The 26,591-nt window shown below is 47.5% G+C and carries 23 protein-coding genes and 5 pseudogenes; 13 read left to right on the forward strand and 15 right to left on the reverse strand.

The genetic code is table 11. The features are described 5' to 3' along the window. Positions 1-234: 234 nt before the first annotated feature. The 3 genes and pseudogenes from FDX03_RS12180 to FDX03_RS23320 all read left to right on the forward strand — a co-directional run. Positions 235-860, forward strand: a pseudogene (locus FDX03_RS12180) (carboxymuconolactone decarboxylase family protein). 36 nt (positions 861-896) lie between these two features. Then, positions 897-1,304, forward strand: coding sequence for a cupin domain-containing protein (locus tag FDX03_RS12185; RefSeq protein WP_048211535.1), 408 nt, complete (start codon positions 897-899; stop codon positions 1,302-1,304). 109 nt (positions 1,305-1,413) lie between these two features. Continuing rightward, positions 1,414-1,697 (forward strand): annotated as a pseudogene (locus FDX03_RS23320) (zinc-binding dehydrogenase); the annotation flags it as partial. Between the two features lie 22 nt (positions 1,698-1,719). Here FDX03_RS23320 and FDX03_RS12195 read toward each other — a convergent pair. Continuing rightward, entirely contained in the window at positions 1,720-2,751 is a 1,032-nt protein-coding gene (locus tag FDX03_RS12195; protein ID WP_048211537.1) for a mechanosensitive ion channel family protein, read from the reverse strand. Between the two features lie 245 nt (positions 2,752-2,996). Between FDX03_RS12195 and FDX03_RS12200 the strand changes: the two genes are divergently transcribed. Further along, positions 2,997-3,257, forward strand: a complete 261-nt coding sequence (locus tag FDX03_RS12200) for a DUF2534 family protein (RefSeq protein WP_048211538.1) — start codon at positions 2,997-2,999, stop codon at positions 3,255-3,257. Between the two features lie 48 nt (positions 3,258-3,305). Here FDX03_RS12200 and uspE read toward each other — a convergent pair whose 3' ends face one another. Both uspE and FDX03_RS12210 read right to left on the reverse strand, forming a co-directional pair. Further along, positions 3,306-4,256, reverse strand: a complete 951-nt coding sequence (uspE, locus tag FDX03_RS12205) for a universal stress protein UspE (RefSeq protein WP_005126626.1) — start codon at positions 4,254-4,256, stop codon at positions 3,306-3,308. A gap of 174 nt (positions 4,257-4,430) precedes the next feature. Then, the gene (locus tag FDX03_RS12210; RefSeq protein ID WP_137345972.1) at positions 4,431-5,804 is read right to left on the reverse strand and encodes a PLP-dependent aminotransferase family protein; all 1,374 of its coding nucleotides are present in this window, start codon (positions 5,802-5,804) and stop codon (positions 4,431-4,433) included. A 102-nt stretch (positions 5,805-5,906) separates the two neighbouring features. Here FDX03_RS12210 and FDX03_RS12215 point away from each other — a divergent pair, with 102 nt between their 5' ends. Both FDX03_RS12215 and FDX03_RS12220 read left to right on the forward strand, forming a co-directional pair. After that, complete coding sequence (locus FDX03_RS12215; protein WP_249357046.1) at positions 5,907-6,668, forward strand: AzlC family ABC transporter permease; 762 nt, start codon at positions 5,907-5,909, stop codon at positions 6,666-6,668. Further along, positions 6,668-6,967 carry an AzlD family protein gene (locus FDX03_RS12220; protein WP_061067985.1) on the forward strand — a complete coding sequence of 100 codons (300 nt, stop codon included), beginning with the start codon at positions 6,668-6,670 and terminating at the stop codon, positions 6,965-6,967. Before FDX03_RS12215 ends, FDX03_RS12220 begins: the two co-directional genes overlap by 1 nt. Positions 6,968-7,228: 261 nt before the next feature. Here FDX03_RS12220 and fnr read toward each other — a convergent pair whose 3' ends face one another. Together fnr and ogt are read right to left on the reverse strand one after the other, a co-directional pair. Continuing rightward, entirely contained in the window at positions 7,229-7,981 is a 753-nt protein-coding gene (gene fnr, locus FDX03_RS12225; protein WP_003020397.1) for a fumarate/nitrate reduction transcriptional regulator Fnr, read from the reverse strand. A gap of 194 nt (positions 7,982-8,175) precedes the next feature. Continuing rightward, a complete protein-coding gene (gene ogt, locus FDX03_RS12230; protein ID WP_048211542.1) occupies positions 8,176-8,691 on the reverse strand; it encodes a methylated-DNA--[protein]-cysteine S-methyltransferase in 516 nt (171 codons plus the stop codon). Positions 8,692-8,888: 197 nt separating this feature from the next. Here ogt and smrA point away from each other — a divergent pair, with 197 nt between their 5' ends. Then, on the forward strand, positions 8,889-9,452 hold the full coding sequence (gene smrA, locus FDX03_RS12235) for a DNA endonuclease SmrA (RefSeq protein WP_137345973.1): 564 nt from the start codon (positions 8,889-8,891) through the stop codon (positions 9,450-9,452). Positions 9,453-9,464: 12 nt separating this feature from the next. Here smrA and FDX03_RS12240 read toward each other — a convergent pair whose 3' ends face one another. Next, a complete protein-coding gene (locus FDX03_RS12240) occupies positions 9,465-10,697 on the reverse strand; it encodes a sensor domain-containing diguanylate cyclase (protein WP_048211544.1) in 1,233 nt (410 codons plus the stop codon). A gap of 67 nt (positions 10,698-10,764) precedes the next feature. Next, positions 10,765-12,879: a bifunctional diguanylate cyclase/phosphodiesterase gene (locus FDX03_RS12245; RefSeq protein WP_137345974.1), complete on the reverse strand. Its 2,115-nt coding sequence runs from the start codon at positions 12,877-12,879 to the stop codon at positions 10,765-10,767. Between the two features lie 411 nt (positions 12,880-13,290). Between FDX03_RS12245 and FDX03_RS12250 the strand changes: the two genes are divergently transcribed. The 3 genes from FDX03_RS12250 to dbpA all read left to right on the forward strand — a co-directional run bounded on the left by FDX03_RS12250 (position 13,291) and on the right by dbpA (position 17,464). After that, positions 13,291-14,457 carry a methyl-accepting chemotaxis protein gene (locus FDX03_RS12250; protein ID WP_249357047.1) on the forward strand — a complete coding sequence of 389 codons (1,167 nt, stop codon included), beginning with the start codon at positions 13,291-13,293 and terminating at the stop codon, positions 14,455-14,457. A gap of 157 nt (positions 14,458-14,614) precedes the next feature. Then, positions 14,615-15,598 carry a zinc transporter ZntB gene (gene zntB / locus FDX03_RS12255; RefSeq protein ID WP_061067982.1) on the forward strand — a complete coding sequence of 328 codons (984 nt, stop codon included), beginning with the start codon at positions 14,615-14,617 and terminating at the stop codon, positions 15,596-15,598. A 492-nt stretch (positions 15,599-16,090) separates the two neighbouring features. Further along, on the forward strand, positions 16,091-17,464 hold the full coding sequence (gene dbpA, locus FDX03_RS12265; protein WP_061067981.1) for an ATP-dependent RNA helicase DbpA: 1,374 nt from the start codon (positions 16,091-16,093) through the stop codon (positions 17,462-17,464). A gap of 95 nt (positions 17,465-17,559) precedes the next feature. Here the strand turns inward: dbpA and ttcA are convergent, their stop codons facing one another. From ttcA to FDX03_RS12285, 4 genes and pseudogenes are all read right to left on the reverse strand, one after another. Continuing rightward, on the reverse strand, positions 17,560-18,495 hold the full coding sequence (gene ttcA, locus FDX03_RS12270) for a tRNA 2-thiocytidine(32) synthetase TtcA (protein ID WP_061067980.1): 936 nt from the start codon (positions 18,493-18,495) through the stop codon (positions 17,560-17,562). Positions 18,496-18,544: 49 nt separating this feature from the next. Then, positions 18,545-19,084 (reverse strand): annotated as a pseudogene (locus FDX03_RS12275) (site-specific integrase); the annotation flags it as partial. 186 nt (positions 19,085-19,270) lie between these two features. Further along, positions 19,271-19,471 carry a hypothetical protein gene (locus FDX03_RS12280; protein ID WP_233606925.1) on the reverse strand — a complete coding sequence of 67 codons (201 nt, stop codon included), beginning with the start codon at positions 19,469-19,471 and terminating at the stop codon, positions 19,271-19,273. Positions 19,472-19,532: 61 nt separating this feature from the next. Continuing rightward, entirely contained in the window at positions 19,533-19,736 is a 204-nt protein-coding gene (locus FDX03_RS12285; RefSeq protein ID WP_137345977.1) for a hypothetical protein, read from the reverse strand. Between the two features lie 496 nt (positions 19,737-20,232). On the opposite strand from FDX03_RS12285, the gene FDX03_RS12290 reads away from it, so the two are divergent. From FDX03_RS12290 to FDX03_RS12300, 3 genes and pseudogenes are all read left to right on the forward strand, one after another. Next, complete coding sequence (locus tag FDX03_RS12290; RefSeq protein WP_061067977.1) at positions 20,233-21,846, forward strand: mechanosensitive ion channel domain-containing protein; 1,614 nt, start codon at positions 20,233-20,235, stop codon at positions 21,844-21,846. 344 nt (positions 21,847-22,190) lie between these two features. Next, positions 22,191-22,651 (forward strand): annotated as a pseudogene (locus tag FDX03_RS12295) (DUF4113 domain-containing protein); the annotation flags it as partial. A gap of 119 nt (positions 22,652-22,770) precedes the next feature. After that, on the forward strand, positions 22,771-23,766 hold the full coding sequence (locus FDX03_RS12300; protein WP_137345978.1) for a hypothetical protein: 996 nt from the start codon (positions 22,771-22,773) through the stop codon (positions 23,764-23,766). A gap of 139 nt (positions 23,767-23,905) precedes the next feature. Here the strand turns inward: FDX03_RS12300 and FDX03_RS22830 are convergent. The 4 genes and pseudogenes from FDX03_RS22830 to ompC all read right to left on the reverse strand — a co-directional run. Continuing rightward, a pseudogene (locus tag FDX03_RS22830) lies at positions 23,906-24,058 on the reverse strand (SOS response-associated peptidase); the annotation flags it as partial. A gap of 169 nt (positions 24,059-24,227) precedes the next feature. After that, on the reverse strand, positions 24,228-24,662 hold the full coding sequence (gene uspF / locus FDX03_RS12310; RefSeq protein ID WP_005126652.1) for a universal stress protein UspF: 435 nt from the start codon (positions 24,660-24,662) through the stop codon (positions 24,228-24,230). Between the two features lie 81 nt (positions 24,663-24,743). Further along, complete coding sequence (locus FDX03_RS12315; RefSeq protein WP_071887345.1) at positions 24,744-24,956, reverse strand: KTSC domain-containing protein; 213 nt, start codon at positions 24,954-24,956, stop codon at positions 24,744-24,746. Between the two features lie 152 nt (positions 24,957-25,108). Continuing rightward, positions 25,109-26,260, reverse strand: coding sequence for a porin OmpC (gene ompC, locus FDX03_RS12320; RefSeq protein ID WP_061067975.1), 1,152 nt, complete (start codon positions 26,258-26,260; stop codon positions 25,109-25,111). Positions 26,261-26,591: the final 331 nt, after the last annotated feature.

A 26,591-nucleotide genomic window follows, 5' to 3' on the forward strand; every position in this document is an offset into this window, starting at 1 on the left:
TTTCATGTGTCGAGTTTATCCAGCATATGAGTCGCTGGCCCGTGAAATTGGATGCACCGCAAGTGGATGTGACGGACAGCGCTGTACTGCCACATTGTGAATAGCGCTATTCATGACTTGTCTTCATAGGTTTGTCCTTATTTAACCCTCTAATCGTCGATACGCTGAGCCTCTATAATTTTTGCGTTTTCAGCATTCGGCGGCAGAGACTGTCGCCTCCCCGGAGAATCGAACATGTCAAATCATTTGAATGCCAGACAACTGGCAGTTGTCCCCATTGCAGCATTCACTGCCACAGGACAGCCAGATAAGCTGGAGGCAGCGCTTAATGCAGGGTTAGATGCAGGACTAACGCTGAATGAAGTGAAAGAGGTTTTACAGCAGCTTTACGCGTACTGTGGTTTTCCCCGTAGCCTGAATGGCCTGTCGTGCCTGATGTCGGTAGTGAAAGTCCGCAAAGAAAAGGGATTGTGGATCCAGAAGGGAAATCCACTACGCCGCAACCTGTTGACTGGAACAGCCTGCTGGCGGGGAGCCAAACGCAAACCCAACTGGTTGGACAGCCGGTTAGCGGTCCGCTGTTTGATTTTGCCCCTGCCATTGATACCTGGCTTAAAGCACATCTGTTTGGCGATATTTTTCAGCGCGATGTGCTGGACTGGCCGACTCGTGAACTGGCAACCGTCTCTGCGTTAGCCGTACTGGGCGGCGTGAACAGCCAACTGAAAAGTCACTTCGCGATCAGCCTGAATGTTGGGTTCCGCCCTGAGCAACTTATCGCGTTTACTGCGCTACTTAAGCAGCACTGTGGTGCTGAGATTGCAGAAAATGCCCGTGCAGTTCTTGATGAATGTATTTAAGGAATTCCGTTAGCTAATACCCCAGCAGGAGTCATGATGAACGAACAATTTGATGGCAACAGCGTCTTCCCCCGGGGAGAGAAAAATGAAGCCTATGCGAAGTACTTCACCGGGACCAGCTATCTGACCATGCTTTCAATGGAAGGAGTGGTGATTGGTAACGTTGCATTTGAACCTGGCTGCCGTAATTTTTGGCACATTCATCATCAGGGCGGTCAAATTCTGCTGGTGACTGGCGGCAGAGGCTGGTACCAGGCGTGGAATCAACCTGCGCGAGAACTGAAAACGGGTGATGTGGTTCATATTCCGGCGGGAATGAAACACTGGCACGGAGCTGCACGTGATAGCTGGTTTGCCCATATTGCGGTAGAAATCCCGGTAGCAGGCGCATCGAATGAATGGCTGGAGCCGGTCGCTGACGCCGAGTACAACCTGTTGCCCTGAGCTATGCTGGTTGAGGTGCACTTTATCTCTGAGGAGATCGAAATAGCCATGAACGTGAAGGGTTATGCCGCGCTGGCGGTGAAAGAAGATCTGGTCCCGCACAGTTTTGTTCGTCGTGAAGGTGCCGGAAGGAATCGACTTACGTGGTGCTGCACCGTTGTTGTGTGCCGGTATCACCACATGGTCGCCGTTGCGTCACTGGCAGGTTGGGCAGGGGAGTAAAGTCGCTGTTGTTGGGTTGGGTGGCTTGGGACACATGGCGATCAAGATTGCTAAAGCATTGGGGGCTGATGTTACGTTATTCACGCGGTCGCCAGGCAAAGAAGCTGATGCCAGACGCCCGGGGGCAGTGATGTTGTGCTTTCAGCAGACAGCGAACAGATGAAAGACGCGGGTATCCGCGTCTTGATTTTGGTTAGTGGGCAGAAGGTTGTGCCTCGGCGTTATCCATATACAACGTCTGACTGGGGAACGCAAAGTCAGCACCGTTTTCCTGAACTATTGTAATAATTTTCAAGTACACATCTTGTTGTACAGCAAGCCACTCCTGCCACACGGTGGTTTTCGTGAAGCAATACACCATGATATTCAGTGATGAATCGGCAAATTCATTAAAATAGACCAGCAGGGTTTGTTTTTGATCTATTCCGGGATGATTTTGCAACATTTTTCTGACCGACTCGACAACTGCGCCAATTTTATCAGCATCTTCATAACGTAACCCGATCACCGTTTTGATTCGTCGATTACTCATCCGCCCCGGGTTTTCTACACTGATGGAAGAGAAAATTGAGTTCGGCACGTATAACGGACGGTGGTCGAAGGTGTTTATTTTGGTCATTCTCCAGCCGATTTCCGTTACCGTACCTTCGATATTTCGGTCCGGAGAGCGGATCCAGTCACCGATGCTAAACGGCCTGTCGAAGTAGAGCATAATGCCAGAGAAAAAATTGCTCAGGATATCTTTACCTGCCATACCGACAGCGATACCGCCGATGCCGCCGAACGTTAACAGCCCTGACAGGCTCATGCCAAAATGCTCACCGTACAGCAAGATGATGGCGACGACGATTGTAATCTTAATGATGCGTGACATGATCCTCGCACTGGTGATATCTCTGCCCTTACTAATCTGCGTTTTTTCAAACTGGTTGATGACCAGAAAGAGTTTTATCGTCAGGATCAACGCAATCAACGAGGTACAGATAAAGTCGACCACGCTTGGGGAGATAAATTTCAGCTTATAACTATCGATGACGTTATTCGCAATAGTGCCAAACGTACCAATGATAATGGCATAAACAAAAAACTGTGCTGCGTGGAATATGAATCCTTTGCAGTGTTTTTCACTACGATGAAACCACACGCTCATCAGGACTAACGCTGCACAGCTGCTGAGAATTACCGTTAAATTAAACGCATTATTTATAAACAGTTCAGCGATCATGATTCTCCCAGGTCACTCCGTGTTAGCTAAATATCATCTGACATCCTTCATCAGCGGATATTTTACCTAGTTCAGGCTGTCAGATCATTCATCAAAAGGAGAGCGAAATAATACAATCAGCGTTATTTTCAGGCGAATAGTACGCATGTCAAGTTTGAGTGTGGCGTATGTAGCAGACAGTGAGTTGATGTCATGGTATTGTTGCTGCAAAGTAATACGGTATTCATCTGCATAAGGACGATATTATGATCATGGCTAAGCTGAAGACAGCGAAGGGACGGAAGTTTCTGTTATGTCTGCTTGGGGTATTTATTATTGCGGCATCGGTTGTGACGCGCGCGACGATTGGTGGTGTCATTGAACAGTATGACATTCCGCTTTCCGACTGGACAGCTTCGATGTATGCCATTCAATCCGCAATGATTTGCGTCTACAGTATGGTTTTTACTATTTTGCTGGCTATTCCGCTCGGTATCTATTTCCTCGGAGGCGAGGAGAAGCACTAAGAACATGTCATGCCGGATGACATCGCCATCCGGCATTTTGCTACAGGGTTAATCGTCTTCTTCGTCGTCCAGTTCAACCGGGGTCTGGTACTGATCCGGTTTGATAACCAGCAGGTCGCAACGCAGATGGTCGATAACCTGTTCTGCGGTATTCCCCAAAAACGCAGCTGATATGCCGGTGCGCCCAACGGTGCCGAGTACCACGATACCCGCCTGTAAATGCTCAGCTAAATCCGGGATGACCTCTTCAGGCAATCCTTTTTCAACGTGTGTAACTTTTTCATCAATACTGAATTTCTGGCGTAATGCCTTCATGGCCAGCAGATGTTGTCCACGGATGGCGTCGTTGTACACGCTGGGATCAAATTCAGGTAGCTCAATCGCAATGTTGATAGGCGTTACAGGATAGGCGCCCACAAGGTGTACTTCGGTATGGTTAACCTGTTCTGCGAGCTGCAACGTTTCTTTGACCAGTTTTTCGTTGAGTGCATTGTGATATGCCTCTTCACTGGCGAGGTTCACCGCTACCAGCGCTTTACCACCTTCCGGCCACGGCTGATCTTTGACCATCCATACCGGGCTTGGACATTTACGCAACAAATGCCAGTCAGTTGGTGTGAAAATTACGGCTTCAAGGCGATCGTGTTGGTGTGCCATTTTGAGCACCAGGTCATGCTTAGCGCTGATCACTTCCTGGATGATGGCTTCAAAGGGACGGTTGTGCCAGACCACTTTAATATCAAGCGGGATCCCTGCTTCGATATAGTATTTCGCTTGTTCACGTATCCATGCAGTTCGCTGGCTGATGACCCCCTGACGCATTGCCGTACGCTCGTCCGGCGACAGCAGGGTGGTCATCTCGTAGGAAAAGTCATAGATCGGCAAAAAGGCTTTAATTTTGCCACCAATCCGTTGATGCAAATAAACAGCTCGCCGTAATGCTGGTTGATCGTCCTGGTTTGGATCGATGACTACCAGCATGTTTTGATACATAGCCATACAGGGTCTCCTTACAACTGTCACCGCAGTTTGTATTTAAAAGAGTAACCCAATAATGTGGATTGAAACAGGGGAGAACCTCTTGCCAGATCAATAAACTGGGGAAATCTCCAGCTTTTCCCCACATCCCGCTCAATTTAAACCATTTTCCGTTGTTTCTATTGTGCTTGCGCACTACACGGAAAAAGTTTGGACGTGTGGACGTTTCAACTGCCCGGCAATCTCTTTAAGAGTTAAGAGTGCCCGGTGAAGTTGTTCGATCTCCGGCCCACCAATGCACAGTCGGATACCTGACTGCTCGGATAACGGGTTGACCTCTGTTGATACGGGTGAGGTAACTTTGATCCCTGCCGCTAAGGCTGCTTCGTAGAACGGCTGTACGCTTTCGCGAGCCAGTGGCAACCAGAGGTGAAAGCTGGGATGCCCGGAGCGATAAAGATGCTCACCTAAAATAGAAAAGGCTAATTCATAGCGGCGAACTGTTTCGTGTTCTATCGCAGAGGTTACGGTTTCCGCAGTACCATCAAGTAACCATTGCTCCATGATCGCGCAACTTATCGGGGAAACCATCATTGCCGTTGCCCTGAGCATGGATTCAGCTCGGGAATATAACTGTTCAGGCAGCAGAAGTCCGCCGATGCGTAACGTGGGGTTCAGTATTTTTGATAAGCTATTTACATACAAAGTGATATCCGGTGCTAATCGGGCAATTTGTGGGAGTTCAATATTACGGGTGAGTCGATAGACATCATCTTCGATAATAAATGATGCGTTTGCACGGCAAACGCGTATCAGGTCTTTTCGCCGGGCAAGACTCATTATGCGCGTCGAAGGGCTTTGTAGCAGGGGAGTGACATATACCGCACTGCGTTTGTCATCGCTGGCATCCAGCATTTTCTCCAATACTGAAACATCCATCCCTTCGTCATCCATCGGAATGCCAACCAGTCTCAGTTTTAACAGCCGTGAAAGTTGGATCAGTCCGGAATACGTTTGCGCCTCCACATAAAGGGTCCCAAAAGGTTCGCATACCGTTGATAACGCCACTGAAAGCGCATGTTGCGCTCCGCTGGTAATAATGAGTTGGCGATAATCAGCGGGCATTCCCAGCCTGTTGAACCAGCGAGCCATCAGGCGACGGTGTTCGTCATGGCCGGCTGCCGGCGCGTAAGTGTTGAACATGTCCATATCCGGACGGCGAGCGATTGCCGAAAGTGTCGCGCTGAGTGAACGCGAGCTTAGCGCAGCCGGGGGGGTATTTTGCGACAAATCGATGACGGTCTGACCACGCGAATTTGCTAGTGCTACAAACATCCCGCTTCCTTTCACACTTCTGACAAGTCCACGTTTCTCAAGGATCCCATAGGCTTTCGTTACGGTGCCAAGCCCGATACCCAATGTGTCCGCTAAATTACGGTGGGCTGGTAAGCGGGCGCCATGCTGAAGCGATCCTGAGAGGATATCTTCGGCCAGGGCCTCAACTAATTGTTCTGTTGGAGATGTCGCATTGCTGGACAGTCTTGGCTGCCAGGGAGAACGCTCACGCATCGGATCACCATAAGTGTAATGTGACACTATTTATATTTACTAATAGTGTCACACATTCTATTCTGACGCCAGTATCAAAATGGGTCAGAACAGGCATCGGGTATGAGTGTGAAAAATATGAGTGAAAGTATAGATGGCGCAGGATCTGCAGATGATCCGACAGCTATTGATAGTATTAGAAAAGACGTTGTCCGTGGGTTGAAAGACGGTTTTCCCGTTTTACTTGGCGTGATTCCTTTTGCTCTGGTTTTGGGGGCCCAGGCCAGCCATAAAGGACTCAATGGTTTAGCTGTTCCGCTAATGACGGGATTAAATTTCGCTGGTGGATCTGAATTTGCAGCAATACAAATCTGGACTTCACCTCCCCATATTTTTCTTATTATGGCAGTTACATTCCTGGTTAATAGCAGACATATTCTGATGGGGGCAACTCTTGTTCCGCTGTTGATGCGTTTTTCTAAGCGTAAAGTTTTACCTGCACTTTTTTTTATGACTGATGAAAGTTGGGCGTTAAGTTATAGTGATGCATATAAAAGAAGCATTAATAATGTTCCTCATTTTAGTATGCCTTATTATTTAGCCGCTTCTTTTTCTTTTTATATTATGTGGGTAGGTTGTACCACGTTAGGCGCGTTAATCGGCCCTGTGCTTGGCGATGTTCATCACTACGGTTTTGATATGGCTTTTCCCGCTGTATTCCTTGTGCTTGTCAGGGGCATGTGGAGCGGTTTTCGCAAAGCGATACCGTGGTTTGCCAGCCTGATTGTTGCGGTTGCGGTTTATCATTATGTCCCCGGTGTTTGGTATGTCATGGCAGGTCCGTTGGTGGGATTAGTGGTTGCATGGTTGCAGGGGGATAAATAATGCCAGACCAGCAAACGCTGTTCGCCATCCTCCTGATGGCTCTGACCACCTATGCGACACGTATTGCGTCGTACATGATATTGCGCAATCGGGTGTTATCCCCCAGATCGATGGCCGTTCTTAAATCATCGCCAGGATGCGTCATGCTGGCATTTATCGCACCTTATTTTGCGTCCGGAAACCCTGCCGATCTTATCGCATTAGGTTTAACACTGATCGCCGCATTACGTTTTCCTATGCCTGTCACCGTTGCTATTGGTGTGCTGACCGCTGCTATCCTGCGTCATTATCTTGGCTGAGAATATTGGATTATTTACAGAAGTAAATGTCTGACCATGGAATAGTTTGGTTATTATATTGAATCACCTCAGAGGCTTTTTATGCTACCAGGCAGGAAAGAGTTTTTAACCGTAGTTATTGTGACAGCATTAATGATGGGAATATTTATATTGAGTACACTTATAGTGTTTATATTTTAATTAAATCAGAGCAGAAGAGCCTTCTGCCAAACCATTAAATTGGGGTAATTTAGCAATTTGACAGAAGGTTAACTGAGAAGGTTACGCAACGTTACGCGTGTGGCCAGCAAGGACGGCCAGCGCATCGCTATTCTCAATAGTGATATATTTACCTTTCACCGCCAGCATACCGCTTTTCTGGAAGCGGCCCAGCAGGCGGCTAATGGTTTCAACCGTCAGGCCGAGGTAATTACCGATATCGCCACGGGTCATTGTCAGACGGAATTCGCGCGGAGAGAAGCCTCGCTGGGCAAAACGGCGGGACAGATTGTAGATAAAGGCCGCCAGGCGCTCTTCAGCATTCTTCTTCGACAACAGCAGGATCATGTCCTGGTCGCCTTTGATTTCGCCACTCATCAGACGCATCATCTGTTGACGCAGGTTCGGCATTTTGCCGGACAGGTCATCCAGGGTTTCGAAAGGAATTTCGCATACCATTGACGTTTCCAGCGCCTGGGCAAAGCTTGGGTGATGACCGCTGCCAATCGCGTCAAAACCAACCAGGTCGCCCGCTAAGTGGAAACCGGTGATTTGCTCATCGCCTTGTTCGGTAATGGTATAGCTTTTTATCGTTCCGGAACGGATAGCATAGAGTGACTTAAGCTCGTCACCTGCTTTAAAGAGCGTCTGCCCCTTTTGGATAGGCTTTTTGCGCTCGATAATGTTATCGAGCTGGTCAAGCTCATGCTCGTTAAGTGTGAACGGGATGCAAAGCTGGCTGATGCTGCAATCCTGGCAATGGATAGCACAACCGCCAGACTGAATGCGCCGTATAATTCGCTTTTCCGGGATCATAGGTCTGCTCAAGCCGTAATTGATATTTGTCAATTTTAACATCTTTTTGGTGAGCACGTAAGCCTGAGCTACTCCCAATAGAGAATAATTCAGGCATAAGCGAGTTGAATGTTTGTATCTATCTGATTAACCGCACTTTATTTGGGGATGCATTGTGTGGAAGTGTGATGAATAAGGCATTAATTGCCTGGATTCTAGAGTAGCAGATAGCCTTCATGGCGCAATAACCACTCTTTTCGCTGCACGCCACCCGCATAGCCAGTCATTGTGCCATTCCGTCCAATCACGCGGTGGCACGGGACGACGATGCTGACAGGATTGGAACCATTAGCCGCACCAACGGCTCTGGCGGCACCGGGGCGCCCCAGTTGTTCAGCCAGTTGTCCATAATGCATGACCTGCCCGCAGGGGATAGAACGTAACGCTTTCCAGACCTCGCGTTGGAAAGGGGTTCCCGCTGTTGCGGTTTCAAGCGTATCTATAATGCTGAGATTTCCCGCAAAATACTCTGCCAGCTTATCGCTTAGCCCTCCGGGGTTTTTGGCAGCAATACGCTGATAACCCTCGGAACGATAATGAATATCGAGTAATTGTTCCATACGATCGCGATGTTGATCCCATTCAACCGCACGCAGGCGAAATTGCTCATCACAAATTACCCACAACGGGCCTAGGGGTGTTGCAATGATGTCTTCAAGTAAGTTCAGCATCCGTTTTTCTCATTACAGGCGGGGTTACACATTATCATGTCAGTGATAGTCGTTTCTATACCCCCAAAAACGGATCTTAACTTGTGGAGGTAAAGGAATGTCGAACGGTGCGTTATTGGAAATAACCGTAAACCGTTGTCGGTATAATAGTGCGCGGTTATGATAATGACCGTCGTAAAATCGCTGGAGGATGAAACATGAACCATGATGATGCATCGCTGTTTCTTGACGCCATGGGGGATGTTCAACCACTGAAGGGATGCGCCGATGTTCACTGGCAGCCAACGCGTAATCTTCGCGCTCCGGCACGTATTGATACGCTGCAGCTGGATAACTTTCTCTCGACAGGTTTTCTGGATATCGTCCCGCTGAGCGTTCCGCTGGAGTTTCGTCGTGAAGGGTTACAGCATGGCGTGACTGACAAGCTGCGCACCGGGAAATATCCGCAACAAGCAAGCCTTAATCTTGTGCGACAGCCCGTTGAAACCTGCCGCCAGATGCTATTTAGCTTTATTTTACAGGCACAGCAGGATGGGTTGCGCAACGTCCTGGTGATTCACGGTAAGGGTCGTGATGATAACTCCCATGCCAACATCGTTCGTAGCTACGTCGCGCGTTGGTTAACGGAGTTTGATGATGTGCAGGCTTTCTGCACCGCACTGCCGCATCATGGCGGCAGCGGGGCATGTTATGTGGCGTTATGTAAAACGGCGCTGGCGAAACAGGAGAACTGGGAACGCCACGCTAAACGTAGTCGCTAGACAGGGTAGTCATCAGGCAGCCAGCACTCTGTTTCTGCCTTCATTTTTGGCTTTGTACAATGCGTCGTCCACGCGTTTAAATAACTCATCAATACTTTCATTGGCTTCGTGTCGCGCCACACCAATACTGACAGTAAAGCGGGGAAGGCCAGGGAGGCTCACCTTGGCTACCGTCGCGCGTATTACTTCAGCGAGATTAAGTGCTGCATCTAAAGACGTGCGTGGCAAAAGCAGTACAAACTCTTCTCCCCCCCAACGAAAAACCAGATCGTCTTTTCTTGCACAGGATTCCAGGGTGCGTGCCAACGCGCAAAGTACATCATCCCCTTTTAAATGCCCGAAAAGATCGTTGATGCTTTTAAACCGGTCGGTGTCGATTAGCAGCAAACTGTAATCCTGCGTTAACGATGTTGTGTGTGTCTGCGCTGGCTCAGTTATCTGATAAAAATGCCGCCGGTTGAGTAATCCGGTTAACGCGTCATGCAAGGCGGCGCGTTCCAGTTCCAGTTCCAGACGTTTTTGCTCGGTAATATCGTGAACAATGCACAGCATCAGCTTATTGCCGTAGATTTCGATAGGTCCGGCATAGGTTTGTACGTGACGGGTGCTTCCATCGGCAAGTCTGTGGACAAAATGTAAGGGCTTATGGCCACCAGGAAGATGCGCAATTTTATGCATTATCGGCAATATATGGCGCCCCAGCATATTGATTTCCCAGGTATGCTTCTGACACATCACGTCATGATCATAGCCATAGAAATTCAGGGCACTGAGATTTGCATCCACAATCAATCCGTCGCGTGACGGATCAATAAGCAACATGGGTGCTGAGTTAGTCTGGAAAAAACGGGCATAGAATCCTTGTTTTTTCCGCTGATAGGTGGCAGAGCGGCTGGCTTTCAGACCTTGCGCTGTCGGTGTTTCAATGCCTTCATAGAGGATAACATCACCTATATCCTGAAGCGTCCTGATGGACAAACGACAGGCCAGCGCGATTTCCTCGCTTTCGCGGTAAACCGTGAGTATCTCTACAATGTCATGATGATTTCGCAAATCACTAAGATACATAGGTAAATCATTTTGTGCGTGCGTGGAGAATGTGCCTTTTCTGAGAGGGGGGAAACACGGGGCCTGCATAAGTTCCCGTGCAACGGTATTGGCGAACACCAGTTCTTCGGTATGTGGCGAAACGATCCAGACCGGAATGGTTAATAAATCCAGTGAATGCAGCTCGTTTATGCTCATCGATAATCCCGTTATCTTCATATGCTGTGTTGCCGGTTTATTGGCGAATTTTTTTAATTATGCAATCTCACAATGTTATTGATTGTCGGTGAGACAAGGGTTGTACCGTTGGTTTTACTTTTGTGGCGTTTTCAGTTTGTATCAAGTCATAGATTTTATGTGCTGGCAGCGGTTTCGCATACAGGAAGCCTTGCAGCACACCGCAGCCCATCTGGGTTAACAGCGTTTCCTGCTCCTGGGTCTCTATACCCTCTGCCACAACGCGCATATTCATAGAGTGCGCTATGTCTATAATAGTAGACACGATTTTTGTATTTTTGCTGTTTTCACTAATATCTTTGACAAATATTCTGTCGATTTTTAATTCTCGTGCCGGAAGTGATTTCAGCATCAATATATTTGAATAGCCGGTGCCAAAATCATCAATAGAAACGGTGATCCCCAAATCGGCAAACGCGTTCAGGACTTCTACGCTGCGTTTTAAATTTTTAAGTGCCGTACTTTCAGTCAGTTCCAGCGTGAGATGTGCTGGTGAAAGCTGATATTGTGCCAGGGCGTTGCAGACTATATCGACAATATCAGGTTGTTCAAACTGGGCTGGTGACAGATTAACGGCAAGGGTCCACTCCGTGTGGCCTTGTGACTTCCATTGATATAACTGACTGCATGCCTGCTGGAGAACCCAGGTGCCGACAGGAATAATCAGGCCTGTTTCTTCAAGTGCGGGCAGGAATTCAGCTGGCAGCAGAATGCCGCGTTCAGGATGATGCCAGCGTAACAACGCCTCAAAACCCGTCAGAGAGCGATCCCCGGCGGTGTATTTAGGCTGATACCATAATTCAAATTGATTCCGCTCAAGCGCTTGCGACAGTTCCTGCAAGAACGTTGGCGGCGTATCGGCGATAGCCTCCATCTCTGGGGTATAAATCGCCCAGCCGTTTCTGCCAGCCTGTTTGACATGATACATCGCAGTATCGGCTTTAACTTTTAGCTCATGTAACGTTGAGCCGTGTTCGGGATAAAGACTGCTTCCCGCGCTTAACGAAACGCGAATGGTATGTCCAAACAGTGTAAAAGGTTCTTTGACGGCGCTGGCAATACGGGTCATCAGCACCGAAATTGCTTCCCGGTTGCTGTTTGGCACCAGCAGGATAAATTCATCACCACCCAGCCTCGCCAGCGTCATGGTGTCCTCAAGGCAGTTGTATATGCGTTGTGTGCTGGAGATAAGCAACTGATCGCCAATGTGATGGCCCCAGGTGTCGTTTACGATTTTGAATCGATCAAGGTCGATAAAGACCAGGGCGAAGTGTTGTTGATGCAGTTTGGAATGACGCAGGCAGGTCTGTAAGCAGACGTCTATTTGCGTTCGATTGGCAAGGCCGGTCAGCGCATCGAAGTGGACCTGGTGCTCAAGCTGGCAGTTCAGTTGATGCAGATTATCGGCCAGTCTTGAGGTGCGTAGCTGAGAATCCACCATCGAAATGACCAGCATAATACCCAGAATCACCAGCGTGACGGCGCAGACCCAGATAGAGAGTTCCAGCGTGCTCAGTCCATCATGCGCAGTGTGACCGAAATGCGTGAAGGTGGCCGCCCCCATCCCGGTGTAATGCATTGAGGCGATCGCCAGCGCCATTACCAGAGCGGCAATAAGTCGGTTTATTAATGCGCGTCGGGTATTTTGCCGCAAATGAAAAGCTAACCACAGGCCGATCCCTGACGCGATAATGGCAATGACCACGGAAAGCAAAATGAGTGAGAACTGCCAGCGGATAGCAACATGTTCAACGATAGCGACCATGCCAACGTAGTGCATGGTCACAACACCGGTGCTTAATAGGCTTGTTGCAACAATAAGCCGCCTGGCCGAAAGCGTTTGACCTGATATCGCAATATTGATGGCAAGCGTCGCGGAAATGAGTGCGATCAAAAAAGAAAATGCCGTGAGTGAAAAGTGATAATTAATTGGCATACTCATTTTCATGGCCAGCATGCCAATAAAATGCATCGACCAGATCCCCATCCCCAGCGTTGCCCCGCCAGATAAACGCCAGAAAGTCGATTCCCGACGACTAGAGATCGCCACTTTCCCTGCGCTATCGAGGGCAATAAACGAAGCAATGAATGCGACAACAAAGGAAATCCCAATCAGTACAGGGTCCCATGACACGTGCAACATCTTACTACCCATCGATAAAAAACCGTGATGATAAATCTAGCAGATTCTGTCCAGTTAACCTGGTAAAACCAGGCGCGTTCTTAGTTTCCTGTCAGCAGTATTAGTCTGAGCCGCTATAACGGTGGAGTATGTGATGTTTGCTTATGAAAACATTCACTGAGTTTATGATTTGGCGTATTTTTGTTCGCATTGTGCACTGGGTGACAATAGTCTGGCAACTGGCGTGAACGCCAGCTTATGCGGGATAAATAACCAGACTAATGTAAACTGGTGGTGTGATAGTGTGCTTTAAGTGAAAAGGCGGCATGCTCTCATTGAAAGTGGAACTTTCGGTATCGCGGAATGGCAATCTGCATTGCAGGTGCTATAAAAAATAATACTCCGCGTTATTCTTTGGCAGGCAGGATTAAAATGTTAAATAATATAAGCGTCAGGACGTTTATTACTTTATTTCTGGTATGTACCGTAGTGGCCCTCAATATCGTAGAGGTAATATTATCTGCAGGATTTAATGTCATTATTGGCACTGATGTGGTTTGTACTATTTCACTATTATATTTATGGTGGTATATGACAAAATATCTCGTCGTGCCGATTAATACGGTAAAAGAAAGCATTGAAGAGGTGACTACAGGGAATCTGGCAATGAGTATTCCTGAGTTCGGTAATAATTGTGCTGGCAGACTTATTCCGGGAATTAACAGTCTGGCGAGTAATATTTCCACGTTAGTCAGTGAGATCAGATCCTCTTCGCGGACCGTGATGACGCTTTCTGAACAACTCGCGGAGCGTAGCGCTGAACTGTCAGTAAAAACGGAACAGCAGTCTGGCGCGTTAATGCAAACAGCTGCGAATATGGATGAGATAGCGGTTAGTACGCGCAATAATGCAGACAATACGCACATGGCGAGCGCCCAGGCAAATATTGCGACACAATCTGCTCGCCAGGGGGGCGATTTAATGGTGCAGGTCGCCACCAATATGCGCTCGATCACCGACTGCGCTCAGCAGATGACTGAAATTATCGCGTTAATAGATGGTATTGCATTCCAGACGAATATTCTGGCATTGAATGCGGCGGTTGAGGCGGCGAGGGCTGGTGAACATGGCAAAGGTTTTTCTGTCGTTGCAGGTGAAGTGAGAATATTGGCACATCGTAGCGCAGAAGCGGCAAAAAGTATTAAACGGCTTATCGATGAAACGCATCACAATGTCCAGCAGGGTGCGGCGGTTGTACGTGAAGCCGAAAAAAACATGCAGGATATTGTGGGTGGTGCAGGGCAATTAAATCAGCTGATGGCGGAGATATTAACAACCACACGGGAACAGGAAAACGGGATCACCAGAATTACCCAGGCTCTTGCCGAACTGGAAAACGTGACGCAAAGTAATGTCAGCATGGTCGATGAGTTATCTGATTCGTCCGGTATCCTGAAAAGTCAGGTGAATGATCTTCTGTCACGTACACATAAATTTCGCTTAAGTAAAAATATATCTGTCGAAACAACCACGATCTTGCATCGAGATTCTCCTGTCTCCGGACTACATCAACGGGTTAAATGCAGTTCTTCATATTAAGATTCAACATCTGCTCGCCACAGCGCCGAACCCGTCGGCGCTTTTTATTTTCTTGAACACTTTTATGAATCATTTCAGCATAATGGGACAATGCGATATTGCTTAACATATACTGAAGACTAGACTAACGAAAAGTTTGAATGTTTATGGAGGCGCTGTGGAAGCCATTAAGGGAACCGAAGTTAATGTGCCGGATGCCGTGTTTGCCTGGCTGCTGGATGGTCGCGGTGGCGTGAAACCGCTGGAAGACAACGATGTTATCGACAGTGCGCATCCGTGCTGGCTGCATCTTAATTACACCCATTCTGATAGCGCGCAATGGCTGGCGACAACGCCTCTGCTTCCTAATAATGTGCGTGATGCACTGGCGGGAGAAAGTACTCGCCCGCGCGTAAGCCGGGTCGGGGAAGGGACGCTGATTACGTTACGCTGTATTAATGGCAGCACCGACGAACGCCCTGACCAGCTTGTCGCCATGCGCTTATATATGGATGAACGCCTGATTGTCTCAACACGTCAGCGTAAAGTGCTGGCACTGGATGATGTGGTAAGTGACTTGCAGGAAGGGACGGGACCGTCTGACTGTGGTAGCTGGCTTGTGGATGTTTGTGATGCCTTAACCGATCATGCCAGTGAGTTTATCGAACAATTGCATGACAAAATTATCGATCTGGAAGACAACCTGCTGGATCAGCAGATCCCGCCTCGCGGTTTTCTGGCATTGCTGCGCAAACAACTGATAGTCATGCGGCGCTATATGGCCCCTCAGCGCGATGTTTATGCGCGCCTGGCCAGTGAACGTTTACCGTGGATGACTGACGATCACCGACGTCGGATGCAGGATATCGCCGACAGATTGGGAAGAGGGTTGGATGAGATCGACGCATGCATCGCCCGGACGGGCATTATGGCGGATGAAATTGCTCAGGTTATGCAGGAATCTCTGGCGCGAAGAACCTATACCATGTCGTTGATGGCAATGGTTTTTCTGCCCAGCACATTTTTAACCGGGCTGTTTGGCGTCAATCTCGGGGGGATTCCCGGTGGCGGCTGGCAGTTTGGTTTTTCGCTATTCTGTATTCTGTTAGTTGTCCTGATTGGTGGTGTTACTTTATGGTTGCATCGTAGTAAATGGTTGTAACAACAACGTTTTTCATCGACTTTCGTGAGTGAAAACGGCGAAGTTTTTGAGCGAGGTCAATAAACCATCTACCTATTCGGGGCAATATCTCTCTCGCAGGTGAATGCAACGTCAAGCGATGGGCGTTGCGCTCCATATTGTCTTACTTCCTTTTTTGAATTACTGCATAGCACAATTGATTCGTACGACGCCGACTTAGATTAGTCGGCTTTTTTTTGCCTGCAGGAAACCAGCGTCTACCCTAAAAGGGTCAGTCTGACTCACTGGAGGGTAATATGACCTGCTTATTCGCCCCGTTGCAGTTGCAGTTGCAACGTCCCCATTCCGATACTGTTCCCACCGACCCGGTTCCGATTCCCGACTCCATACCTCGTCCGCAACCTATGCCGGACCCGTCACCGGATGAAGAGCCGATTAAATTGTCGCATCACGGGCGCAGATCTGCGAGGATACGCGCCTGCTGAATGTGAGTTTTTACCGCGAGATTAAATTGTGACCGCTTTTTCAACCCTGAATGTTTTGCCTGCCGCCCAACTCGAGAATCTTAATGAGCTGGGTTATCTTGAAATGACGCCTGTTCAGGCCGCTGCGTTGCCGGCAATCCTGGCAGGAAAAGATGTTCGTGTGCAGGCAAAAACCGGCAGTGGCAAAACGGCCGCGTTTGGTCTTGGCCTGTTACAACACATTGATGCTGCGCTGTTTCAGACTCAGTCGCTGGTGCTGTGCCCAACCCGCGAACTGGCTGACCAGGTCGCCGGTGAATTGCGTCGTTTGGCGCGTTTTCTGCCAAATACCAAAATTTTGACGCTGTGCGGTGGCCAGCCCTTTGGCGCACAGCGTGATTCTCTGCAACATGCCCCACATATTATTGTTGCCACGCCGGGACGTTTACTCGACCACCTGCAAAAAGGCACCGTCTCCCTTGATGCGTTGAATACGCTGGTGATGGATGAAGCCGATCGGATGCTGGATATGGGATTTAGTGATGCAATTGATGACGTAATCCGCTTTGCGCCAGCGTCCCGTCAGACATTGCTGTTTTCCGCAACCTGGCCGGAAGCGATTGCCGCGATCAGTGGTCGCGTGCAGAACAATCCGTTAACGATTGAGATTGATACAGTCGATGCGTTGCCAGCGATTGAACAACAATTCTTTGAAATCTCCTCACACGGCAAAATTCCGCTGTTGCAAAAATTACTTAGCCAGCATCAGCCGGCATCATGTGTGGTTTTCTGTAACACCAAAAAAGATTGTCAGGCTGTTTGTGATGCACTGAACGCAGCCGGGCAAAGCGCATTATCGCTTCATGGCGATCTTGAGCAACGCGATCGGGACCAGACGCTCGTACGTTTTGCCAATGGCAGTGCTCGTGTTCTGGTTGCCACCGATGTGGCGGCGCGTGGCCTGGATATTAAATCGCTCGAGCTGGTGGTTAACTTTGAACTGGCATGGGATCCGGAAGTTCATGTACACCGTATTGGACGTACTGCCCGTGCGGGTAACAGTGGCCTGGCGATTAGCTTCTGTGCGCCGGAAGAAGCGCAACGTGCCAATATTTTGTCCGAGATGCTGCAACTGAAGCTGAACTGGCTACCCGCACCGGGTAATGGTTCAATTCTGCCGCTGGAGGCTGAGATGGCGACACTGTGCATCGATGGCGGTAAAAAAGCTAAAATGCGGCCTGGTGATGTATTAGGGGCGTTGACCGGAGATATTGGTCTGGACGGGGCAGATATCGGCAAGATTGCCGTTCATCCGGCGCATGTCTACGTGGCCGTTCGCCAGTCTGTGGCACATAAAGCGTGGAAGCAACTGCAGAACGGTAAGATCAAAGGTAAGAACTGCCGGGTTCGTTTATTAAAATAAATGCCCGTAGGAATGCCTGATGGCGTTCCGCTTATCAGGCCTACTGGTACTGACATAATACCTTGTCCAGTAGGCCGGATACGGCATCCTCTCTATTACTTCACTTCCACCACGTTCAGACGCAACTCATCTAACTGGTTTTCATCTTCTTCCGGCTGCCAGCCTGCTGGTTGCAGTGGGATCTCTTCACGATCGAATGCCAGATCACCGCCATCTACCACTTCTGAGCCGTGTTTGATGCCTTTAAAATCGAACAGATTAATATCGCTCAGGTGAGAAGGCACCACATTCTGCATCGCACTGAACATCGTTTCAATACGACCTGGATAGCGCTTGTCCCAGTCACGCAGCATATCAGCGATCACCTGACGTTGCAGGTTAGGCTGTGAACCACACAGGTTGCACGGAATAATCGGGAAACCTTTCGCTTCAGAGAAGCGCTCGATATCTTTTTCGCGGCAATAGGCTAGCGGGCGGATCACAATATGTTTACCATCATCGCTCATCAGCTTCGGCGGCATGCCTTTCATTTTCCCGCCGTAGAACATATTTAAAAACAGCGTTTGCAGGATGTCGTCGCGATGGTGTCCGAGCGCAATTTTGGTGGCGCCTAATTCGGTTGCCGTGCGGTACAAAATGCCGCGGCGCAGACGAGAACAGAGAGAGCAGGTCGTTTTGCCTTCAGGAATTTTATCTTTGACGATCCCGTAGGTATTTTCTTCGACAATTTTATACTCAACACCCAGTTGTTCCAGATACTCCGGCAGGATGTGCTCCGGGAAGCCCGGTTGTTTTTGATCCAAATTTACGGCGACCAAAGAGAAACTGATTGGGGCGCTTTGCTGCAAATTCCGCAGGATTTCCAGCATGGTGTAGCTATCTTTCCCACCGGAAAGACACACCATAATGCGATCGCCGTCTTCGATCATATTGAAATCGGCAATAGCTTCACCTACGTTACGACGCAGGCGTTTCTGTAATTTGTTCAGGTTGTATTGTTCTTTCTTTGTAACTTGTTGATTATCTTGCATTCTTACCGTTCTCAAAAAACAAAAGGGGCATATAAGGGGCAAACTTCCATCACAGGGCTAGTTTGTTATTCAACATTGCAACCTGATCGCCATTCATTTCTTCAATCCATGTACTGTAGACTTCGTACACCATTTGCACGTTTTCATGCCCCATCTGATTAGCTATAAATGATGGGTTCGCTCCAGCCGATAATAGCCAGCAGGCAAAAGTATGCCGCGTATGGTACGGATTACGGCGACGAATACCAGCACGTTTTACAGCGGCGTTCCAACTCGCACCGATGCTACTCATAGAGTAGTAAGGTTTTTGCTCTTCTTTTCGCATCCGGGGCATAAAAAGTGTACGCGTTGGTTTTCAGTCTTACCGTACTCTCTATGGTGGAACACTATTTTGTCCTGGGTTGTCGTGCAGTCATTTCGCGCTGAACTTTGAGCGCATCCAGTGCTGGCTCCAGTAGTTTATCGTCCTGATCCCGGCATCTGTCTTTGGTGGTCCGAAAGTCCCAATGATGGTCAGGTTGCGGCAGACTTTGACAGTACCCTCCGCCATGTCTACATCTTCCCAAGTCAGAGCGGCCAGCTCACCGTGTATGTCTCTTTCATTTTGCTGCACCCTTATAGGGTCGGCCCTTCAGAAGCACCGCAGTAAAACATAATACCCATCACTTAATAAGAATACCTAAGCGATACAATCCCCTTTAGCACAAGGGGATCTTTATGTCTGATGTTGTCTCAGAACTGAGCTGAAACAAACCGTGATAGTTGGTTCACCAGATTAAGTGGTTGTAATGGCAAATAATGATGCATTCAATGTAGCCATGTTTGACTGGTAGTTACGCCAGTACGCTTTCTCTTCCTGGTAACACACATCACGGCTAACACCCTTTGCCTCACATTGTGCGAGACGTTGTTCTTCTGATACGCAACCAGCCAGAACACTAACTGCTGCCAGGACTGCCAGATATTTAATCTTCATACTCATCACCATTAATTTATAACTTTATGTTTTAATTGCATTTTATTTTTCGGCGTTCAGCTTATTTTGCGTTCGCCTTTGCGTAATACATATTTCCGTCTTCACGAGCATGTTTGCACAGTTCATCGTTGCTAAATTTTTGTGCACGTTCGTCAGCATTTCTCTCTGCTTTTGCAATTAGAGAACTGCATCCGGAAACAGCAATGACTGCACAAACAATAAGAATACCTAAGCATGGTCTTTTAACTTTTACATTAACGCTCACTTTTCATTTCCTTTAATAAATAACATATAATTAATGTTTACTTTCTGCGTAAACATTAATTATATTTGATTGAAACATTAAAGTAACAATGCGGCGTCGAATAATATAATCACTTGGATGTTATTTGTATAACATATGAACGCCCCTAAAATCTTGTCTTTTTAGATATGTGCTGGAGAAAATAAAATACATAAATAATAATGATCACCATATTAATTTTTAGCGTTACGGCTCCCCAGGAATGGTAGGAGCGTTCTCTGTGTGTATCAGAAAGGACGGAGGTATGCGTTGCTTTGAATTACAATAAGGTTGAATGACTGTACGGGATTGTTGCGTTAAATCCAGCCAAAATGCTGAGTTAACTCCACCGATAATACAAATAAAACCGTTTGTTACAGGCGTAGCATAAGCAAAACGCTAGTCTATGCTCAAGAGAGGGTGAAACCTTATTTTGATTCAGACAATAACAAGATAATTAGCCTTTGGGGTGCTTGTGATGAAAAGGGTCCTGCTCGCTTTCTTAACCTGCTTTACTACCATCATAGCTTTCACATCGATTGCCGCTGAACCCCGGCAGGAACCCTCCGAGCAAGAACGCGCACGCACAGTATATATCTTCCATCAACCGATAGTGATGCTGCAGGCAAAGTTCGGTTTGAGCACTCCGGAGGAGCGGGTGCTACGTATCCGTAACACATTGCGAAACTTCACTGAAACCGATGTGCGTGAGCCGCTAAAAATCGTTTCTGTCACCCGTTATAACCAACCTGGAAGGCTTATCGTGATGAACGGTAAACCTGTGATGTTGCTTAGCGCAGGCGACCTGGATGAAGGGGATGATCTCACACTCGATCAGGCGGCACATCGTGTACTGGGGCGCATGGAGAAGCAGCGAAAAGCGCTGAACGATCAGTTTAACAGTGGCTGGCTGGTACTTTCAGCAGTGAAGACTGCGGTGGGATTCCTGGGACTGGTTCTTTTCTGGTACTGCTCATACCGTTCCTGTCGCTGGGTGAGTCGAGTTTATCGTCGGCGTATTATTGAGAACCGTAGCTTGATCCCCCAACACTGGAGACGGTTTATTGGCGCAATTGAAACACGCTTATATGCCATTCTAATAATTCTGATAGGCATCGTGGCGTTGTATGTCTGGCTCAGTTGGGTGTTCGGTCTGTTTCCCTGGACACGCGTCTGGGGAGAATCATTAGGTGATTGGCCTGTACGCGTGGTGCAAGGGATTGCATTGTCCATCGTCTCGGCCCTGCCGGGGTTAATGATCGTACTGATCATTTTCTTCATCACAGCATTAATCCTGAAACTGTTAAAGGCGATACTCAACCAAGTGGAAGCAGGGCGTTTACAATTGCCGGGTATTCATCCAGAGACAGTAGGAGCCACCCGTAAGTTGATATCTGTGGTGGTATGGCTCTTTGCATTATCAGCAGCTTACCCTTTTTTACCCGGAGCTAATTCCTTGGCATTTAAAGGCATCAGTGTATTCTTTGGACTGATGCTCACACTTGGTTCGGCCGGGGTTATGAACCACGCCATGAGTGGGCTGGTATTGATCTACTCTCGCGCTCTGCGAAAAGGGGACATGATCCGGGTGGCTGATAACGAGGGGCTGGTAAGCGAAATCGGTATGCTGGCGACAAAGATCATCACCCGTGAAAATTATGTGGTCACGGTACCTAATGCGGTAGTGGTAAGCGGGAAAATTACTAATTTGAGCTCACAAAGCGTTAACGGAGGTGTCAACCTGACTGTTGGTGTCACTATTGGTTATGACACTCCCTGGCGCCAGGTCCATGCAATGCTCGAGTTGGCGGGCAAGCGAGCCAAAGGCGTTGATCTTTCACAGCCACCGTTGGTTCGTCAATTGAATCTGATGGACTGGTATATCGCCTACGAGTTGCAAGTATGTCTGTTACCGGGCGTGTCGCTGGCAGATGCCCGTAACGAACTGCACAGCAATATTCAGGATGTCTTCAATGAATTTAATGTGCAGATTATGTCCCCGAACTTTGTGCTGCAACCGGAAAACAGTGTGATGGTGCCCAAAGATAGCTGGTATATGCCACCGGCTATGCCACCGCAGGGTAAAGAATGACTTGCTGCCTTGATATTACTATGTCCCTATCTGGATCTTGATTCGGTTCCACGAGGATGATCTCCTGCAGTTGGAAAATTTAGTCTTCATTCGTCGAAACCCATGCTTGTGTTAATTTACCTGGATTTTGCCAGCTGAAAGAAATCGCTCCTTACTAAAGCATAGATAATTCAACCCGCTAAGGCGGGTTTTCTTTTTTTACTACTGGCAGTAAATTAACAATTTGTGCTCTTAAAACGTTGATCATTTTTGTGTACAGTTATGCTGTATAAAAACACAGTAAATGCAATGAAGGCTATTATGAAAGTTGAATTAACCATTGATCGCATTAAATAACTTCCCCGGCTATTTGCAGCTATGCTACGCGTGTAGCGGAGAAGTTGCGTAGTGAACATCAATACTGCCGGATTGTGTCAGCATTCGTCAAAATCTCGCCGTTTGCCCTTAACGAACCTTATTATGGCAACAGCTCTTCAATGAAGCACAAGACAGTCGGGCCATCATCAGCGCGGCTACGCGTTGCCTTGATGCGATTTAGCGCGACGGCCACCAATACCAGAAAGCGGGAATTATTCTTGGCGGCTTCTTCAGTCAGGGTGTGGCTCAGCTCAACCTGTTTGACGACCACGCGCCGCACGCCGGGAGTGAAAAATTGATGGAGGTGTTGGATCACCTCAATACGAAAGATGGCAGGGGGACTTTGTTCTTTGCCGGGCAGGGAATACAGCAAAAATGGCAGATAAAGAGGGAGATGCTCTCGCTACGGTATACGCCGAGATATTCTGATTTATTATGCATTAGATAGCGCGTGAGTATTTAAGTTGCTCATGAAATTCATACAAAACTACTATTCCAGTAATTGAAATGTGAACGATTATATAATTAAGTGTTTTTAAATTTGCAATCAATATCGTGGGTGAGTCGATGAAAACAGAAAAAATATTTTCTATAAGCCTGGCTTTCATCCCATTAATTTCATTTGCAGATATGAATAGCTGTGTCGGGTTAGCCAACACCCTAAAAGAATATAATATATCGAGCCAGTCGTCAGCATTTCTAAATAGTGCATTTGACCAATATTGTGACCAGAGTGGCTCCACAAAAGCATCTGGTGGCGGGATTGGGTTGGATATGGTGATAAAAGCCATCCCAATTAAATTTACTGGAAGTTATTCTTCGACAGAAGAAGGCTTTAGAAATTTTTGTAAAAATTACTCGTCAGTAGCAACTGCTGCCGAGAGAAAATTCTCGTACGAAGAGAAAATCGCCACCAAGTCTTTGGAAACAATAGACTCATGCTTGCGGATCGCTGCGACTGGATCAGTGGTGACGCATGAAATACCAAACGCAAAATCCGTCGTGTTTTATTTGCAAAGCGGTTCAGCAACGAAATTAGAGTTAAAAGGATTGTTCCCTACTCCTGATGATGGTGTTTTATGTAAATCACAAGTTGATGGACAGCTTAAAAATATAACTGAAGAGACGTACACCAAAGTTGAACCAAGCATTAGCATTTCTTGTTCGAGAATTGCTAAGGCACAGGGGGCAGGGGTTAAAACGTATGAAGAGCAAGTAATAACACTGGCCACCAATCTAGGTAACTACACTGTTTTTTTACCACAAGATGAAAGAATGCCAATAGATATGGCTCAAAACATTTCGAACCGAGTGGACAAGCTTGAGGCGAGTAGCTTTGAACTTTCCGCAAAAACATTATCTTTAGAAAATGATTCGAATAAAGAAAAAGTTGCGTTGAAGTTTGTGGTAGTTACTAATGCAGAGAACTGTCCAGATGGCTGGACAAGCCAGGGAGTGGTAGGTTGGATAATGCACAATCCGGATTATAGTAACAACGTCGGAAAAGGGGGAAGATTCAATGACGACTGGACATGGACGCATCCTCGGTTATGTAAACGTTAACCAGCGAGCCGAGCCAATAGACATAACGGTAGTTATAAAGAGTCAATAAGTATGGCACCTTGATTATTCACATTCCCAACGGCACGCGTCATGGCGTGCCATATAAATTTATCAGCCGTCACGGAGCAGTCGGCTGCAATTCACGTCCGCTCAGAAGCAGAACTTTGGTCCCTGGTACTGCGTTGAAATGCCCGATCGGTTACGGACCATATGGAATGTCTCGTTCGACTTCTTCAGCGAGAAGGGCGAGATAATCTTCACGCGTCATTGACTGTGAAAAACGCCCACACACAGAAACTTCCAGCCAGATGCCAGACTGAAAGTATTAAAAAAGTCTGATCTAAAAACTATGGCATGTGTGGTACGGATAAGCGGGAAAAATGTCAGCACATTTAGGTCAGGAGTCGCGGGGTAAAAGAGAGGAAACAAAAAAGCCCGCAACGGTGTGCGGGCCAGACAGCTTAGCGAACCACCAGAACTGAACACTCCGCGTGACGCACCACGGCTGCGGCGTTAGAGCCCAGCAGATAAGTGGTGATGTCCGGTCGGTGTGACGCAATAATGACCATATCTGCAGGTAATTTCCTGGCTATCTCCAGGATTTTATCTTTTGGTGCACCTTCAGCAACGTGAACATGCACTCTGTCCGTTGGGATATTGAACTTCTTGATAATCTCTTCCAGTTGAGATTTTGCTTCGGCTTTCAGATCGTCCATGGCCGGTAACTCTGCCGAGTAGGCCAGTCCCAGAGAAGCGTAATAGGGCAGTGACGGAATAACGGTCAGAAAATGGACCTGCGCATCGTCAATTTTTGCCTCTGCTTCAACATGGGCAATAACGCGTTGAGTTAATTCTGAGTCTGAAATATCGATGGGTACAAGAATCGTTCTGTTCATAAAACCTCCTGTTTAAGTATCCATCTAAAGCTTACCGCGTAATGGCACTTTATGTACAATGACAAAGATCACATTTTGGCATCACTTTATTTTGATTTCAGGAAATTTCCCTTTTATAACCCCATCATAAAATCGGCCCTTAGAGACCACGCTAAGGAAATCACGAAAAATACGCGCCGGGACATGCTGATACTGCAATGTAGTGAGTTGATGAAAGCGAATTTCCAGTGTGCGAGAGGATTCGTCATAGCCGACGGATGCAATACGGGATGATTTAACGGGGTGATGATTCATTGCAGGTATCCTCTACTACAGGTATTAATGCAAGATATCATCTATCAAAGGTGTATTTTAACGCAACAGATATAATGTTTTGATCTGGATAAAACAGAATTGCGATAACAGAAAGGATAGCCCGCTGTTGCCAGCGGGCTATCAGAGACAGATTAGAACTGGTAAACCATACCCAGTGCTACAACGTCATCGGTAGAGATACCGTTGTCTTTGTAGAATTGGTCATCTTCATCCAGAAGGTTGATTTTATAATCAACATAGGTGGAGAAGTTTTTGTTAAAGTAGTAAGTTGCACCTACAGAAGCATATTTCACCAGATCTTTGTCTGTGCTGGTTCCTGCTGGGCTTGCTGCAGTACCTGGCATGGTCAGATCCTTACCTTTAGACATCAGGAAAGACACTTCCGGACGCAGACCAAAGTCGAATTGATATTGTGCCGTAACTTCAAAGTTCTGAGTTTTGTTGGCAATAGTATTGTCGTGACCGTCTGAGCCGCCATACGGAGTCATATTGCGGGTTTCGGAGTACATGGTTGCCAGATAGATGTTGTTCGCGTCGTATTTCAGACCGGCAGTCCACGCATCCGCTTTGTCGCCGCCAGCAGTGGATTGATTTACCTGCTCGTTGGTACGATCGGAAGAGGTATATGCTGCACCGAAGCTTACGCCCATACCCAGATCGTAGGTAGAGGAGATACCGAAGCCGTCACCGTTGGAGTTCTTCACATTACGGTCACCACTATTATTGGTGCCTTCCTGCCCGTTTTGACTTTCGTTCGCGCCCTGATACTGCAGCGCAACGTTCAGACCGTCAACCAGACCGAAGAAGTCGGTGTTACGGTAGGTCGCTACGCCGTTAGCACGACCGGTCATGAAGTTATCAGCCTTGGTATAGGAGTCGCCACCGAATTCTGGCAGCATATCGGTCCAGCCTTCTACGTCGTACAGTACACCGTAGTTACGACCGTAGTCGAATGAACCGTAGTCGCCAACTTTAATACCGGCGAAGGCCAGACGAGTCCAGGAATCACCTTTATCGCCGCTTTCAGTACCGTTAGCCTGAACCTGATATTCCCACTGGCCATAACCGGTGATCATATCGTTAACCTGAGTTTCACCTTTGAAGCCCATACGCATATAAGTCTGATCGCCATCGCTGTTGGCGTCGTCGGAGAAGTAATGCAGGCCGTCTACTTTGCCATAGAGATCTAATTTGTTGCCGTCTTTATTATAAACTTCAGCAGCGTGAGCAGCGCCTGCCGCTAACAGTGCAGGAATTACAAGTGCCAATACTTTTCTGTTCATTGAAATAATCCTTTAGTTTTTTTATTAACCTGTGACTACCCGTGTAGGGAGTAAAAGCATGCTAAAGGAGAAGTTCCGTAAAGAGATAAATATGAATTGTTACGCCTTAAGTAAAACCTTAAATAAATAATTCTGCTGAAATGGTGATAATTATCATGAATGTTTTGTTGTGGAAATATATAAAATAAAAATTATACAAGTGAATCTCATTGCGTTATTCTGCGCGGGTTATATGCCTTTATTGTCACGACTTAATTTATTGTCGTTGGTATGTTGGCAGGAATGCTCACTACTCAGCGAATAAATTGACAAGCCCGAACAATTGTTCGGG

The sequence above is a fragment of the Citrobacter sp. wls827 genome (genome assembly GCF_005280875.1).
Lineage (GTDB): Bacteria > Pseudomonadota > Gammaproteobacteria > Enterobacterales > Enterobacteriaceae > Citrobacter > Citrobacter youngae.